Origin of the sequence: Microbacterium halophytorum (assembly GCF_002970975.1) — a bacterium.
GTDB lineage: Bacteria > Actinomycetota > Actinomycetes > Actinomycetales > Microbacteriaceae > Microbacterium > Microbacterium halophytorum.
This window is the reverse complement of sequence record NZ_PNFA01000005.1, coordinates 201,533-216,199: the sequence shown is the minus strand read 5'-3', so window position 1 is coordinate 216,199 and position 14,667 is coordinate 201,533. Positions and strand designations below refer to the sequence as shown.

The window sequence follows — 14,667 nt, the reverse complement described above, 5'->3', positions numbered from 1 at the left end:
CGAACGGTCACGCGCGACCACCCGATGCCGGAACGAGCGAGCTGACGCGAGGGCGCCCGCGACGTTGAGAGCGGGCGCCCGGGCGCCGTGGCGGGCGACGCCGCGCTCGTCGGGTCGGGCCGGCGACCCGCCGTGCGGCAGGATGGAGCCATGACCTCTCCGCGCCGAATCGTCATCGCCCCCGACAGCTTCAAGGGCACGGCCTCGGCCGCGGCCGTGGTTGACGCGCTCGCCGCGGGGCTGGGCGACGCCGAGATCGTCCGGATGCCGATGGCAGACGGCGGCGAGGGTACGCTCGACGCCGTCGAGCAGGCAGTGCCCGGTGCGCGCCGCACGGCGGTGCGGGTCACGGGGCCGGCCATCTTCCCCGTCGACGCCGCGTGGCTGTGGCTGCCGCCGACCGACGACGCGCCGCAGGGGACCGGCGTCGTAGAGCTGGGCGCGACATCCGGGATCGAGCTGCTCGGCGACGACCTCCGCCCCTGGACGGCCTCGACGCTCGGCTTCGGCCAGGCGATCGCGAAGGCCCTCGACCACGGCGTCTCGCGCCTCGTCCTCGGCATCGGGTCGAGCTCGTCGACCGACGGAGGGGTCGGGATGCTGACGGCGCTCGGGGCGCGCTTCACCGACGACTTCGACATGACCGTTGCGCCCGGCGCCGAGGGCCTCGCCGACATCACGCGCATCGACCTCGAACGCCTCAGGAAGCTCCCGGATGCCGGGGTGCAGGTGCTCACCGACGTCACGAACCCGCTGCTGGGTGCGCGCGGCGCGGCCGCGGTCTTCGGCCCGCAGAAGGGCGTCGACGACGTCGCCCGCGCCGACGCCGGCCTGGCGAACCTCGTGGCGCGGATGCGCGGGCTCGACGGCGACGCGGCCGCAGTCGCGACGGCGCGCGCTGCCGACCCGGACGAGCCGGGCGCCGGCGCCGCGGGCGGCACCGGCTACGGCCTGATCGCGTGGGGCGCCGAGCTGGCCTCGGGCGCCGAGCGCGTCGCCGAACTGATCGGCCTGCGCGAGGCGATCGCGGGCGCCGACCTCGTCATCACGGGGGAGGGGTCGTTCGACGGCCAGTCCGCGGCGGGCAAGGTGCCCTCCCTTGTCTCGGCGTTCGCGCGCGAGGCGGGTGTGCCGGTCGCGCTCGTGGCGGGCCGCATCGCGCCGGACGCCGACACCGGCGCGTTCGCGAGCGCGGCGAGCCTGAGCGACCTGGCGGGCTCGCCCGAGGCGGCGATGGGCGAGACCGTGCGCTGGCTCACGGAGGCCGCGCGCGGGCTCTGAGCCGCGGCCCAAACGGCGAGGCGCGGCATGAACCGCGCGATTCTGCCCTGGCTCGGGGATTCTGCCGCGGTGGGGTGGCGCCGCGGCGTCGGGCACCGCAGTGCAGCGGCGCCGCCCTGCGCGGTGCCTCGTCGCGCTCCGAGGCACTGCACAATCGCCCAGCCGCGGCATAATCGGCTCGATTATGCCGCGGTTCGGGGATTATGCCGCGGTTCGGCACCCGCCGTGCGGGTGGGCGCGCCTAAGCCAGGGCGTCGACGATCGGGCGGAACTTCACGCGGGTCTCGTCGAGCTCGGCCTCGGGCAGGCTGCCCGCAACGATGCCGCCGCCGGCGTGCGCCGTGACGCGGCGCGTCGCCGCCGGGTCGATCGTCCCGTCGGTCGGCGGCATGTCGTCGCCGGACTCGCCCTCGTCGCCGTACTCGGCGGCATCCGGATCCTTGCTCACGGGCGATGGGTCGAACTGCGCGCAGCGCAGCGCGATCGCCCACTCGCCGTCGCCGTTGCCGTCGATCCAGCCGACGGGGCCGGCATAGCGGCCGCGGTCGAACGGCTCCGTCTCCCGGATGATCCGCATGGCCGCCTCGCGGGGCGTGCCGCCGACGGCCGCGGTCGGGTGCAGCGCGCGCACGAGGCTGAGAGCGCTGGCGCCGTTCGACAGGGTGCCCGTGACATCGGTCGAGAGATGCCAGAGGTTCGGCAGCCGCAGCAGCGAGGGCGAGTCGGGTGCCGCGAGCTCCTTCGTGACGGGGCGCAGCGCGTCGAGCACGCTCGCGACGGCGAAGGCGTGCTCGCCGATGTTCTTCTCGCTCGTGGCGAGGCCGACCGAGAGCGCCGTGTCCTCGTCGGCGTCGGCGCCGCGGGCGACGGTGCCGGCGAGCACGCGGGCCGTGACGGTCCCGCCCGAGACGGTCACGAGCGTCTCGGGGCTCGCCCCGACGATGCCGTCGACCGCGAACGTCCACGTGTCGGGGTAGTTCTGGGCGAGCTCGTGCACGAGGCGGCGCAGGTCGGCGTGCGCGGGCACGGTGCCGACGATGTCGCGGGCGATGACGACCTTCTCCGCCTCGCCCGCGGCGAGGCGGTCGAGCACGCGGCGCACCGCGTCGCCGTGCGCCGCCGGATCCATCTCGCCCGGCCCGAGCGTCGCCGACCACTGCGCGCCGTAGCCCGCCTCGCCGATCACGGGCGCTTCCGCGCCCTCGCGGGTGATCCTGGTCATCCAGTTCCTGCCGCCGCGGCGGCCGAGCACCACCGACGGCACGATGAGCGTGCTGGGCGACGCCGACGACTCGTCGAAGGCGAACGCGCCGAACCCGACGAGCCCCGTGCCCGGCAGGCCCACCTCATCGTCGACCTCGGTGGCCTGCACGATCGCGTGCCAGATGTCTGCGAGCGCCTCCATCCGGCCGTCCTCGCCGATGTCGAGGCGCAGCAGCTCGGGCCCGGCGCCGACGATTCCGTCGCCGCGGCGGATCCACGCGAGCGGGTCGCCTGCGGAGGCGAACAGCAGCGGGTCGGCGGAAGCGGGGATCTCGCGCGTCGTCGCGACGAGGCGCGGCAGGGAGAGGCGCTCATCAGTCGTCACCCCTCCAGACTAGGCGCGGCCCCTGGGAGTGCCCACTCGGGTGCGCACGCGCGCGGTGACCGTGCGGAGCACGAGGCACACGCGCAATTCCGAGGAGGAACGGCAGCATCGAGGACGAATCAGCCCGATTCCTCCTCGATGCTGCTGAATCTCCTCGCGGCCGCGACCCGCGCGGCCTGCGGTGCCGCCTCCGGGTGCCACCTGCCCGGGGAGATCGGTCGGACCGCGTAGGCTCGGTGTATGTCTCTGCCCGAGCCCGGAACCAAGGTCGCCTTCCACTGGCGGAAGTGGGACGGCTCGAAGCACTGGGAGCACGAGTGCGTGTACCTGGGCAGCGACGAGTGGGGCCAGTGGTTGGGCCAGCGGGTCGGCTGGCGCTCGTTCCGCCCCGGCCGCGACATGCTGCTCACGGCGCCGAGCGTGTCGTTGATGCCAGCGGGTCGCACCGACCACGTGCTCACCGTGAACGCTCCGCCGCAGCGCACGCGCATCTACATCGACATCGCGTGGGATGTCAGCTGGCGCGACGGCACCCCGACCGCGATCGACATGGATCTGGACGTGGTGCGCCGGGTCGACGGCACTCTCTTCATCGACGACGAGGACGAGTGGGCCGAGCACAGCGAGCTCTACGGGTACCCCGCCGATGTGATGGCCGAGCTCGAGCGCACGACGCGCGAACTGAAGGAGCGCGTCGGCGCCCACGAGCCGCCGTTCGACGAGGCCGTGCCCGACGGCTGGCTGCGCCGGCTCGACGAGCTGCGCGAGCTGCCGAAGTCGCACACCCACCTCTGATGCGGCCCGTGCATCCGGATGGGCGCTCCCAGCTGATCCCGATAGTGTCGTGGCGATGAACGCGGAACCGAACCGAGCTGACCTCGGCAAAGACCCTGGGCGCGTCAGCGGCATGTTCGACCAGGTCGCGGCCCGCTACGACGCCGCGAATATCGCGATGACGGTGGGCCTCGACGGGGCATGGCGCCGCGCCACGACGCGAGCCGTCGCGCCGCAGCCGGGCGAACGGATCCTAGACATCGCGGCGGGTACGGCCAAGTCGTCCGCATCGCTCGCGCGCCGGGGCGCCGAGGTCGTCGCGGCCGACTTCTCGCCGGGGATGCTGGCCGAGGGACAGCGTCGCCACGGCGACATCCGGAACATCTCCTTCGTGCACGCCGACGCCATGGATCTGCCGTTCGGCGACGCCGAGTTCGACGCCGTCACGATGTCGTACGGCCTGCGCAACGTCAGCGACCCCCGGCGTGCGCTCTCCGAGTTCCTGCGCGTGACCAAGCCGGGTGGGCGCCTCGTCATCAACGAGTTCTCGACTCCGCCGAACCGCTTCGTCCGGGGCTTCTACCGCTTCTACAACGCCCGTGTGCTGCCCGTCGTGGCGCGCACGGTCGGCTCGAACGGCGACGCCTACGACTACCTGAACGAGTCGATCGCGGCGTGGCCGGACCAGGCGACGCTGGCCGGATGGCTCCGCGAAGCCGGATGGACGGACGTCGCATACCGCAACCTGACCTTCGGGATGGTGGCGCTGCACCGAGGGACGAAGCGGGCGTGAGCGACCTCGCCGTGCGGAGCGCGGGCGCCGCGGCGGATTGTAGGCTGGCATGGTGACTTCGGGCCCCCAGACTTCTGGCTCGCGCCTGGCGAGCCGCTTCGGTCTCAACGACCGCGTTTTCGCCACTCCCGGCGCGCGCCGACTCGTCGGCAAGGTCGAGGAGGGCCTCGAGCGCGTCGAGGCCGGGCTCGCCGACGACCTGCGATCGACCGACCGGCTCGTCGACGCGACGGCGCGCTATCTGTACGAGGCGGGCGGCAAGCGCGTGCGCCCGATGCTCGCAATGCTGTCCGCTCAGCTCGGCGACGGAGCGACCGAGCAGGTCGTCACCGCCGCCCGCGCGCTCGAGCTGACGCACCTCGGATCGCTCTACCACGACGACGTCATGGACGAGGCGGACCGCCGCCGCGGGGTGCCCAGCGCGCACGCCGTGTGGGGGAACTCCGTCGCGATCCTCACGGGCGACGTGCTGTTCTCGCGCGCGAGCGTGCTGATGGCCGAGCTCGGCACCGACGCGATGAAGCTGCAGTCCGAGACCTTCGAGCGCCTCGTGCTCGGGCAGATGCACGAGACCGTCGGTGCGGGCGAGGGCGACGACCCGATCGAGTTCTACCTGCAGGTGCTCAGCGACAAGACGGGCTCGCTGATCGCGGCATCGGCGCACGCCGGCGCGCTGTTCTCCGGCGCCGACGAGCGCTTCCACGAGCCGCTGCGCGTCTTCGGCGAGAAGGTCGGCGTCGCGTTCCAGCTGATGGACGACGTGATCGACCTGTCGGCCGACGCGGCGACGACGGGCAAGGTGCCCGGTACCGACCTGCGCGCTGGCGTGCCGACGATGCCGTACCTGCTGCTCGCCGAAGCCGACCCGGCGCTCAAGGCCCGCATCGACGAAGGCGCGGCGCTGATCGCCGACGGCGCCGCACCCGAGACGCTCGACGACGGCATCGCCGCGCTGCGCGACCACGCCGTCACAGCTCGCACTCGGGAGCTCGCGCTGGAATGGTCGGACGCCGCGGCGGCGGCCCTGGCACCGCTGCCGCGCGGCGGCGTGCGGGAGGCGCTGACGCGCTTCGCAGGCACGCTCGTCGACCGCAGCAACTGATCTGCGCCGCCACGGGCGGCGTCGCACACGAGAGGACACCCATGACCAAGCTCAGGCTGGCCATCGTCGGAGCGGGCCCCGCCGGCATCTACGCCGCGGACATCCTGCTCAAGATGGAGCGCTCGTTCGACGTCTCGATCGACCTCTTCGAGCACCTGCCTGCGCCGTACGGTCTCGTCCGCTACGGCGTCGCGCCCGACCACCCGCGCATCAAGGGCGTCATCACGGCCCTGCGCGGCGTGCTCGACCGCGGCGATATCCGGATCTTCGGCAATGTGCACTTCGGCACCGACATCACGCTCGACGACCTGAAGCACCACTACAACGCCGTCATCTTCTCGACGGGCGCGGTGCGCGACGCGTCGCTCGACATCCCCGGCATCGACGGCAAGGGCTCGTTCGGCGCGGCCGACTTCGTGAGCTGGTTCGACGGGCATCCGGATGTGCCCCGCACCTGGGAGCTCGACTCCGCGAGCGTCGGCGTCGTCGGCAACGGCAACGTCGCGCTCGACATCTCGCGCATCCTGGCGAAGCACGCCGTCGACCTGCTGCCGACCGAGGTGCCCCAGAACGTCTACGAGGTGCTCGAGGGCTCGCCCGTCACCGACGTGCACGTGTTCGGACGCCGAGGCCCCGCGCAGGTCAAGTTCACGCCGCTCGAGCTGCGCGAGCTCGGCGAGCTCCGCGACGTCGACATGGTCGTGTACGACGAGGACTTCGACTACGACCAGGCCTCGCTCGACGCGATCGCGTCGAACAAGCAGGTCAAGGTGATCGACCGCGTCCTGCAGTCGTGGCGCCAGCGCCCCGGTGCGAACGGAGAGGGCGGAGAGGCCTCGCGGCGCCTGCACCTGCACTTCTGGGCGAACCCGATCGAGCTGACGACCGACGCCGACGGCCGCGTGGCGTCGCTGAAGTACGAGCGCACCCGACCGGACGGCGTCGGCGGCATCGAGGGAACGGGCGAGATCCGCGAGATCCCGATGGGGCAGTTCTATCGTGCCGTCGGCTACTTCGGCTCGCCGCTCGACGGCGTGCCCTTCGACGAGCACCACGGCGTGATCCCGAACCACGAGGGCCAGGTGCTCTCGGCGGAATCCAACGAGATCGTGCCTGGGATGTACGCGACCGGATGGATCAAGCGAGGCCCCGTCGGCCTGATCGGGCACACCAAGTCCGACGCCATGGAGACGGTGCAGCACCTCGCGGCCGACCAGGGCTCCTGGTGGCAGCCGGTCGAGCCGGGCGAGGACGCGATCCCCGCGCTGTTGGAGTCGCGCGGCGTCGCCTGGACCGATCTCGAGGGCTGGCACCGCCTGGACCAGCACGAGATGGCGCTGGGCGAGCCCGAGGGGCGTGAGCGCATCAAGGTCGTGCCGCGAGAGGAGATGGTGCGCGTCTCCCGCGGCGAGTGAGCTGACGCGCGGGGCTGCCTCGGGGTTTCCTGCCCGGGCGCCGCGCAGGTTCGCCGGCTACCCTGGTCGAGGTAGCGCAGCGTTGCCGCGCGCCGGTCGGGACGGCCCGGCCGTGTCAGGTGATCTCGGGGACGGCCCCGGTCGGAGAATGACATCATGACCCACGCCGTCCGCACGCGCTTCGTCACGCGCACCGACGCCATCCGGATCATCATCGGCTGGGCCGCCTTCGCGGCGTTGCTCCTCGCCGCCCCGCTCCTCGAGCCGCCCGTGCCGGCGGCCGCGCTCGTCGAGGTCCTCGCCGCGATCGTCGCCGTCATCATCGTGTGCGCCTTCGGCGTGCTCAAGCAGGCCGAGGCGCTCGCGCACCGGCTGGGCGACCCCTACGGCTCACTCGTGCTGACCCTGTCGATCGTGGCGATCGAGGTCATCCTGATCGCGGCCGTGATGCTCGGCCCCGGCGAGCACACCACGATCGCGCGCGACTCCGTGATGGCCGTCGCGATGATCATCATGAACCTCGTCATCGGGCTCGCGCTGCTGATCGGCGGCATCCGGCGCGGCGGCCTGCGCACGAACCGAGCGGGCACGTCGGCGTACTTCGCGCTGCTGATCCCGCTCGTCGGCGTCGCGTTCGCGCTGCCGGCCGTGATCGGTGAGGGCGGCGCGTTCACGGTGGGCCAAGAGGTGCCGATCATCCTCGTCACCCTCGCCCTGTACGCCTTCTTCCTCATCCGGCAGATGGGGCCGCAGGCCGGTGACTTCCGCGAACCGGATGCGGGCGGAGGAGCGGAACCGGCCGAGCCCCGCACGCCGATCGGCGAGACCCTGCGAACGCACCGCCGCGAGGTCGTCACACGGCTCGTCGTGCTGCTCGCCACGGCCGTTCCCATCGTGCTGCTCTCGCACGACATGGCCGCGCTGCTCGACGACGGGCTGGGGCGTCTCGGCGCGCCCGTCGCGCTGGCGGGCGTGCTGATCGCGGCGATCGTGTTCCTGCCCGAGACGCTGACGACGCTGCGCGCCGCCGCCCAGGGGGAGGGGCAGCGCGTCAGCAACCTCTGCCACGGCGCGCTGGTCTCGTCGGTCGGCACGACGATCCCCGTCGTGCTCCTGATCGGCATGGCGACGGGTCAGACGGTCGTGCTCGCCGAGTCGCCGGCGAACCTGCTGCTGCTCGGCCTGACGATGCTGCTCACGGTGGCCACTTTCGGCGCCCGCCGGGTCACGGCCATGCACGGCGCCGCCCACCTGGCGCTGTTCGCGGTCTACGCCGTGACGCTGTTCGCCTGACGCGCGGGGCCGGGCGCGTCGGTGTCGCGCGTTCGGCGGACACATCGCAGTCAATCCACGCGCACCGGGTGATGGCCCCCGTGCGATCCCGGGCGCGGTGGCGGTGCTGGCGCGGGTTCTCCTGCGTTGTGCTCGGTGTCGTCGGTCGCTCGGACCGTGTGGGCACAGCCGCTGTGGTGTGCTCGGTACCAGCTGCCATGACACAACGCAGTCGCTCCGGCGGCTCGGGGCCGTGGCTCCCGCGTGATTCCGCGGTGCGGCGGCCGCGCAGGTGCGGGAGTTCCTGCATTGTGTTCGGTGGTACCGGTGGAGAACGCACAGAGCGCCCGCCCCGGATGACCCGGGGCGGGCGCTCTGCGGACTGCGGGGCCGCTCAGCCCTGCGACGAGGCGCGGCGGTTGCGGCGCTGGCCGCCGCCCGTCTGGGACGAACTCGAGCCGGAGGACGTCGAGTAGGTCAGGCCGCCGCGCTGGCCGCCCGACTGGTGCCCCTGCGAGGTGCGGCGGCGACCCGACGACTGCTGGCCGCCCTGGCCGCCGCGGCCGCCCTGACGGGAGCCGCGGCCGTCCTCGGCACCCTGCGCGCCGCCGTTGCCGCGACCCCCGCGGCGCTGGTTGCGGCCGGAGCCCTGGCCGTTCTGGCCGCCCTGCTTCACGGCGCGCTTGCGGCGCGCGTTGGCGCCCTGCGACGTGCCTGCCGGCTGCTCGGCCGGCGGGTTGCCCGCGCCGGGCAGGCCGGGGCCGGGTGCGACGTAGTCGGCGACGTCGCCCACGAGCGCGGCGACGGTCGGGCTCGTGGCGGTCACCTGCTGCGGCGTCACCTGGATGCTCGCGCGGCGCAGGAGCTGCTTCGTGTCCTGGCGCTGCGACGGCAGCATGATCGTGACGACATCACCGGCGCTGCCGGCGCGCGCGGTGCGGCCCGAGCGGTGCAGGTACGCCTTGTGCTCGGCGGGCGGGTCGACGTGCACGACGAGCTCGATGCCGTCGACGTGCACCCCTCGCGCGGCCACGTCGGTGGCGACGAGCACCTTGACCTCGCCCGTCGAGAACGCGCCGAGGTTGCGGTCGCGGGCGTTCTGCGAGAGGTTGCCGTGCAGGTCGACGGCCGGGATGCCCTGCTTCGTGAGCTGCTTGGCGAGCTTCTTCGCCTGGTGCTTGGTGCGGGTGAACAGGATGCGCTTCGCACTTCCCGATGCGAGGGTGCGGACCAGCTCGGTCTTCGCCTCGGGGCTCTCCGACTCGAAGACGTGGTGCGTCATCGCCGCGACGGGCGACTCCGCCGAGTCGATCGAGTGGTGCACGGGCTCGTCGAGGAACTTCTTCACGAGCTTGTCGATGCCGTTGTCGAGCGTCGCGGAGAAGAACATGCGCTGACCGCCGCGCGGCGTCTGCGACAGCAGGCGCGTCACGCCCGGGAGGAAGCCGAGGTCGGCCATGTGGTCGGCCTCGTCGAGCACCGTGACCGTGACGCGCTCGAGCGAGACGATCTTCTGCGAGATCAGGTCTTCGAGGCGGCCGGGGCACGCGACGACGATGTCGACGCCGCCGCGGAGCGCTTGCTCCTGCGGGCGCTGCGAGACGCCGCCGAAGACGGTAGTGGTCTTGAGCCCCATGGCGGCGGCGAGCGGCTCGACGACGCGGGCGATCTGTGTGGCGAGCTCGCGCGTCGGTGCGAGGATCAGGCCGGAGGGGAGGCCGCCGCGCCTGGCGGCGCCGGCCTCGGCGATGCGCGCGACCATCGGGATGGCGAACGCGAGGGTCTTGCCGGAGCCCGTCTTGCCGCGGCCGAGCACGTCGCGGCCCGCGAGGGTCGACGGCAGGGTCGCTTCCTGGATCGGGAAGGCGGTGGGGCGGCCGTCGGCGACGAGCACGTCGACGAGGCGAGCGGGAACGCCGAGATCGGCGAACGAGGGGGACTGCGTGGACACAGAGGTCATGGTCCTCTTTCGAAGGATTCGCACGGCACAGCGCGGTGCGCGCGGCGGTGCGGGAAGTGGCGACGTCGGCGGATGCCGGATCGATTCGCCGCGATAGTCGCTGGCGCCGCACTGAGGCGGTCGCTCGAGAAGACGCGACGACACGCGCAGATGAGCGCGTGCCACCAACCTAGCATCCGGCGCCTGTGCATCACCCGCCCTCCCCGCCCGGGTCACAGGTGACGCGCCAGAGACCCGCCGAGAAGCGCGGATTCCGGCATGGCGGCGCCGCTAAGGTGAACGGATGGAGCATGGGTGGGTCCCGGATGTCCTGGGCCGCGGTTTCGAGCAGCTGACGCTTCCGCTGGTGCCGGATGAGCCGGACGGCCCGCAGGAGGTCGTCGCGACGCTCGTGCGCAGCCTGCCGCACGGCCTGTTCCGCGATCGCACGCTGCGCGATGTCGACGTCCTGTACGTGCACGGCTGGAGCGACTACTTCTTCCAACGGGGCGTCGCGAAGTTCTTCACCGACCGGGGAGCGTCGTTCTATGCGCTCGACCTGCGCCGCTACGGCCGCAGCCTGCGGGACGGGCAGATCCACGGGTACATCCGGGACCTGCGGACGTACGACGAGGAGATCGAGGCCGCACTGGCGCACATCCAGCGCCGACCGGGGCGCCGGCTGGTGCTCCTGGGGCATTCGACGGGCGGCCTCGTGCTGAGCCTGTGGGCGTCGAGGAACCCCGACGCGGCGGACGCGATCATCCTGAACTCGCCATGGCTGGAGTTCCAGCTCGGCAGGCTCGGCCGGTCGGCGCTGACACCCGCGCTCGAGCTCGGCGCGCGGTTCCGGCCGCGCGAGCCGGTCGTGCCCGTCATGGACCTCGGCTTCTACTGGCGCGCCCAGCAGGAATCGTCGGAACCGGATGACCCGACCGAGCCGAACATCTCGTGGCGGCCCGAGAAGGCGCCGCCGCCCTCGCTCGGCTGGCTCGATGCCGTGCTCGACGGCCACAGGGCGGTCGCGAGGGGCCTCGGCATCGAGGTGCCCGTGCTCGTGATGCTGTCGACGCACAGCTCGATGTCGACGAAGTGGTCGGACGAACTGGCGGCCGCCGACACCGTTCTCGCGGTCGACGAGGTCGCCAGGGCGGCGCTGAACCTCGGCACGTCGGTGGCGATCGAGCGCATCCCCGGCGCGCTGCATGACGTGTTCCTCTCGCGCCACGAGGCCCGCCGCGAGGCGTACGACCGCATGGCGCGCTGGGTGCGCGGGTACCTGTGAGGCGCAGTTCCTACCGGTAGTTCGTGAACGGACGCCCGGTTCGCGTGCATTGATGGCGGGCGGTGTATATGCCTGCTGATCAGGGAATCCGTGGGTGGCGCTCGTGGCGGGTTCTAGGCGTTGGTTGGCAATCTTGCGGACTCTGTGCGGACTCGCGCTTGCGCTGGCGTGCCAGAACGCTGCACCGATGGACGGGCACAAAAGAAGGCGGCCCAGCTGTGCTTCTGCACTGACTGCGGCCTTCTGCGCATCCTCCGTACTGCTTCCCTCTGGCGATGGCCAAGGGCGCTGACGGCACAGTGAAGGCCGGCTCAGCTGTCCCAGTGAACTGCCTGCCGGCCCTCGCGGCTAGTCTATGCGTCGACGCGGCAGGATCAAGGTGCGCGCTCGCACCGACGTGAATGCGCCGTTGCCGCCGGCGGCACGCGTGTCCGTGATCAGTGGCATGCTCGCTTCATGGTCAAGGCTCGAGTGAAGGAAACTGCTGCCGACGAGTTCATAGCTCACGTCGGCACCCGCTTGAATGTCTCGATCCAGCCGCGGACTGTGTTCGACGTGCTCGTGAACGACCAGGTCGTCGCGACGGTAGACCGCGATCGCATGCGCGAGGCTGGTCGTAAGTCGGACGGTTTCGAGAAGATGAGGGACCGCGACAAGGCCTACCGTGACGCGTTCCTTGATGCAGTCCGCGAGGACGCAGCGGAAGCGCTCATCAACGGCGACCCGGACGGTGAGCAGGATGTGTCTTCCGACGACGAGGACTCGCTCATGCACATGCGACGAGTCGCGGACGCGATCAAGAGGGTGCAGGCCCATCTGCAGAAGACGATCCACCCCGTCATCGAAGATTTCGACGACCCGCACACTACGTAGGCAAAGCGACTCAAGCGAGCAGAGTGCGTTCGCAAGGCACTGAACTGCTCGGCCTTGGCTCGACACCACGCTCCGCACCCGATACGAGACGATGAATTGGCCCTATCGAACGCGCCCCGCGCCCTCCTCCGGGAGGAAGCGGAGCGCGTTCATCCGTGCTTAGCACGGACAACTGCCCCGGCAGGACGGCAGTACTACCCATTGAGAGGCTGAACTCGTCGGGCGTACCGTGCGAAGCATGAGGAACACACGGAAGAAGCTCGCGGCCGCTGCGCTCACACTCGGTCTTGCCATCGGCGGAGTCGTGGGTATCGCTGGGCCGGCATCAGCGGCGTCGTGGACGGCCTACTCGACAACGTCTCAGTCGCAGTGCGTCGGCTGGACGGCCGGGAAGACGGCCGCGCTAGCCGCGCGGGGATACACGATCTTGTCGAAGTCGTCGAGTTGCGTGAAACACGGCAAGTACTACAGCACCAACATCTACTACACCAAGTAGACCGCGTCGGCTCGACGCGACCTGCGCTCCGGCGCTCTCCTTCGGGGGTGACCGGAGCGTAGCCACGTTGACTCTAGACTGTCCGGCAGCCGCCGTTCGGGGCGGGCCGAAAATAGTTGGTCGAACCCCCGGACAGGGGATAGATGGGGCCTAGGGTTCGCCTCCTGTGAGAAAGGAGGAGCCGATGCCGAAGCGCCGTTCAGTGCCCCAGCGCCGGTGTGCCACATGCGGCAAGCCGACCCGCGCGACCATCACGACGAAGCCCGGACAGCCTGTGTACTGCCCCGAGCACCAGTGACCGACCACGCTCCAGTAAACCGCCGTAGGTTCGGTGCCGTTCCTGTGCGGGGAGCGGCTCTCGGTCGAGGGCCGCGTAGTAGGTTGCCTCGAACTCGGCCGGGGCGACCATGCCGAGGCTACTGTGGAGCCTGCGATGGTTGTACCAGTCGACCCAGCCGGCAGTTGCGTACTCGACGTCGGCGAGCGTCTTGAACGCGCCATCGTGGAAGACCGTGGTGCGGATGCATTCGGCCTTGTAGAGGCCGTTGATCGTCTCCATGAGCGCGTTATCGAACGCATCGCCGACGCTCCCGATCGAGGGCGCGATGCCGTCGATCGCGAGCTTCTCTGTGTACGAAATCGCCGTGTACTGAGACCCGGCATCGCTATGCGCGCGCAGTTGGTGCCGGCCGACGGGGTGGCCTTGTCGGTCGCGTTCCCAGAGCGCCATCCGCAGCGGGATCATCACGAGCTCGGCGTGCTTGGTCGATGCCGCGTGCCAGGCGACGATGCGTTGCGAGAACACGTCGAGGATGAACGCGACATACACGAACCCGGCCCACGTCCGGACATACGTGAAGTCCATCACCCACGTGGGATCCGGACGCGGCGCGGTGAAGTCGCGGTTCAACAGGTCGCCGGCGCGCACTGCGTCCTTCGCCGGGATCGTCGTGCGCACGGCTTTCGCGCGCGTGATACCGGACAGGCCGAGCGCTCGCATGGCTCGGTCGACCGCGCCCCACGACGCGTCGGGGAGAGCGGTCCGGCGGATCAGCGCGGTCATCTTCCGCCGCCCATACATGCCTTCCGGTGTCAGCTTTCGACGCACCTCGCCGGTGACCGGAACGGTGACCTCGACCCAAGCGACGTCGCGGACGGCGTCGTGCACCATCGCGTCAGTGACGGTCCGTGTCGCGACGAGGCGGGCCTGCCAGGAGCGATAGGTGCGCGCAGCGATCTTCACGCCCTGCTCGCGCAGGACGCGGATGATCGACTCGCCTGCGTGTCCCTCGGCTCTCATCTGGTCGATGAAGCCCCTCATCAACGGTTGCGGGGGTCGAGCTCCCCCGCGAAGAAAGTCGTCGCCGTTCTCAGGATCGCGACGTCTTCTCGAAGTCGCTTGTTCTCAGCCTTGAGACGTTTGATCTCCGCAGCCTCTTCACTGGTCTGTCCGTCGCGCTCGCCCGCGTCGATGTCGGCTTGGATCACCCACCGGCGCAGCGATTCCGCGCCGACGCTTTCCTGGCGGGCGACGGCCGCGACGGCCTGCGCGTTCGATGGGTACTCCGACCGGTGCTCGCGCACCAGACGGACAGCCCGCTCCTAGACTGCGGGATCGATTCTCTTCGGCATGACGCCATCCTTCCAACTCGAAAGGAAGCGGCATCAAACCTGCGGCGGTTCATGATGCCGCCGGCAAGGAGCACGCGCGGCACTTCGACCTCAAGCGCGAGGCGCGGCGCTGGCTCGACGAACAGACAGCCGCGATCGTCACCGGCCAGTACGCAGACCCCCGCGCCGGCAAGATCACCTGGACCCGATAGGTCGAACTATGGCGCGACCGACAGGC

At 71.0% G+C, this 14,667-nt stretch carries 11 protein-coding genes and 1 pseudogene; 9 read left to right on the top strand and 3 right to left on the bottom strand.

Annotated elements, in window-relative coordinates; all coding sequences use genetic code 11:
• The first annotated feature begins 150 nt into the window (after positions 1 to 150).
• Positions 151 to 1,281, top strand: a complete 1,131-nt coding sequence (locus tag C0010_RS06550; RefSeq protein ID WP_105566255.1) for a glycerate kinase — start codon at positions 151 to 153, stop codon at positions 1,279 to 1,281.
• Positions 1,282 to 1,522: 241 nt separating this feature from the next.
• Here C0010_RS06550 and C0010_RS06545 read toward each other — a convergent pair whose 3' ends face one another.
• Positions 1,523 to 2,869 (bottom strand): isochorismate synthase, encoded by a 1,347-nt coding sequence (locus C0010_RS06545; protein ID WP_232531780.1) that lies wholly within the window; start codon positions 2,867 to 2,869, stop codon positions 1,523 to 1,525.
• A 240-nt stretch (positions 2,870 to 3,109) separates the two neighbouring features.
• Here C0010_RS06545 and C0010_RS06540 point away from each other — a divergent pair, with 240 nt between their 5' ends.
• From C0010_RS06540 to C0010_RS06520, 5 genes are all read left to right on the top strand, one after another.
• Complete coding sequence (locus C0010_RS06540) at positions 3,110 to 3,664, top strand: DUF402 domain-containing protein (protein ID WP_105566254.1); 555 nt, start codon at positions 3,110 to 3,112, stop codon at positions 3,662 to 3,664.
• Positions 3,665 to 3,719: 55 nt separating this feature from the next.
• Complete coding sequence (gene ubiE, locus C0010_RS06535; protein WP_105566397.1) at positions 3,720 to 4,436, top strand: bifunctional demethylmenaquinone methyltransferase/2-methoxy-6-polyprenyl-1,4-benzoquinol methylase UbiE; 717 nt, start codon at positions 3,720 to 3,722, stop codon at positions 4,434 to 4,436.
• A 52-nt stretch (positions 4,437 to 4,488) separates the two neighbouring features.
• Positions 4,489 to 5,538 (top strand): polyprenyl synthetase family protein, encoded by a 1,050-nt coding sequence (locus C0010_RS06530; RefSeq protein WP_232531778.1) that lies wholly within the window; start codon positions 4,489 to 4,491, stop codon positions 5,536 to 5,538.
• Positions 5,539 to 5,579: 41 nt separating this feature from the next.
• The gene (locus C0010_RS06525; RefSeq protein WP_105566252.1) at positions 5,580 to 6,953 is read left to right on the top strand and encodes an FAD-dependent oxidoreductase; all 1,374 of its coding nucleotides are present in this window, start codon (positions 5,580 to 5,582) and stop codon (positions 6,951 to 6,953) included.
• Between the two features lie 156 nt (positions 6,954 to 7,109).
• Entirely contained in the window at positions 7,110 to 8,246 is a 1,137-nt protein-coding gene (locus C0010_RS06520) for a calcium:cation antiporter (protein WP_105566251.1), read from the top strand.
• Between the two features lie 373 nt (positions 8,247 to 8,619).
• Here the strand turns inward: C0010_RS06520 and C0010_RS06515 are convergent, their stop codons facing one another.
• Positions 8,620 to 10,185, bottom strand: a complete 1,566-nt coding sequence (locus C0010_RS06515; RefSeq protein ID WP_105566250.1) for a DEAD/DEAH box helicase — start codon at positions 10,183 to 10,185, stop codon at positions 8,620 to 8,622.
• 283 nt (positions 10,186 to 10,468) lie between these two features.
• Between C0010_RS06515 and C0010_RS06510 the strand changes: the two genes are divergently transcribed.
• From C0010_RS06510 to C0010_RS14925, 3 genes are all read left to right on the top strand, one after another.
• Entirely contained in the window at positions 10,469 to 11,449 is a 981-nt protein-coding gene (locus tag C0010_RS06510; protein ID WP_105566249.1) for an alpha/beta hydrolase, read from the top strand.
• Positions 11,450 to 11,905: 456 nt separating this feature from the next.
• Complete coding sequence (locus C0010_RS06505; RefSeq protein WP_158685348.1) at positions 11,906 to 12,322, top strand: hypothetical protein; 417 nt, start codon at positions 11,906 to 11,908, stop codon at positions 12,320 to 12,322.
• Positions 12,323 to 12,560: 238 nt separating this feature from the next.
• Complete coding sequence (locus C0010_RS14925; RefSeq protein ID WP_158685346.1) at positions 12,561 to 12,818, top strand: hypothetical protein; 258 nt, start codon at positions 12,561 to 12,563, stop codon at positions 12,816 to 12,818.
• A gap of 343 nt (positions 12,819 to 13,161) precedes the next feature.
• Here the strand turns inward: C0010_RS14925 and C0010_RS06500 are convergent.
• A pseudogene (locus C0010_RS06500) lies at positions 13,162 to 14,405 on the bottom strand (IS3 family transposase); the annotation flags it as partial.
• Between the last annotated feature and the right edge of the window lie 262 nt (positions 14,406 to 14,667).

What these genes read in the sequence shown, in the direction of transcription:
- C0010_RS06550 (WP_105566255.1), top strand. Translation starts at nt 151, where the DNA reads ATGACCTCTCCGCGCCGAATCGTCATCGCCCCCGACAGCTTCAAGGGC.
- C0010_RS06520 (WP_105566251.1), top strand. Translation starts at nt 7,110, where the DNA reads ATGACCCACGCCGTCCGCACGCGCTTCGTCACGCGCACCGACGCCATC.
- C0010_RS06515 (WP_105566250.1), bottom strand. Translation starts at nt 10,185, where the DNA reads ATGACCTCTGTGTCCACGCAGTCCCCCTCGTTCGCCGATCTCGGCGTT.
- C0010_RS14925 (WP_158685346.1), top strand. Translation starts at nt 12,561, where the DNA reads ATGAGGAACACACGGAAGAAGCTCGCGGCCGCTGCGCTCACACTCGGT.
- ubiE (WP_105566397.1), top strand. Translation starts at nt 3,720, where the DNA reads ATGAACGCGGAACCGAACCGAGCTGACCTCGGCAAAGACCCTGGGCGC.
- C0010_RS06540 (WP_105566254.1), top strand. Translation starts at nt 3,110, where the DNA reads ATGTCTCTGCCCGAGCCCGGAACCAAGGTCGCCTTCCACTGGCGGAAG.
- C0010_RS06525 (WP_105566252.1), top strand. Translation starts at nt 5,580, where the DNA reads ATGACCAAGCTCAGGCTGGCCATCGTCGGAGCGGGCCCCGCCGGCATC.
- C0010_RS06510 (WP_105566249.1), top strand. Translation starts at nt 10,469, where the DNA reads ATGGAGCATGGGTGGGTCCCGGATGTCCTGGGCCGCGGTTTCGAGCAG.
- C0010_RS06505 (WP_158685348.1), top strand. Translation starts at nt 11,906, where the DNA reads ATGGTCAAGGCTCGAGTGAAGGAAACTGCTGCCGACGAGTTCATAGCT.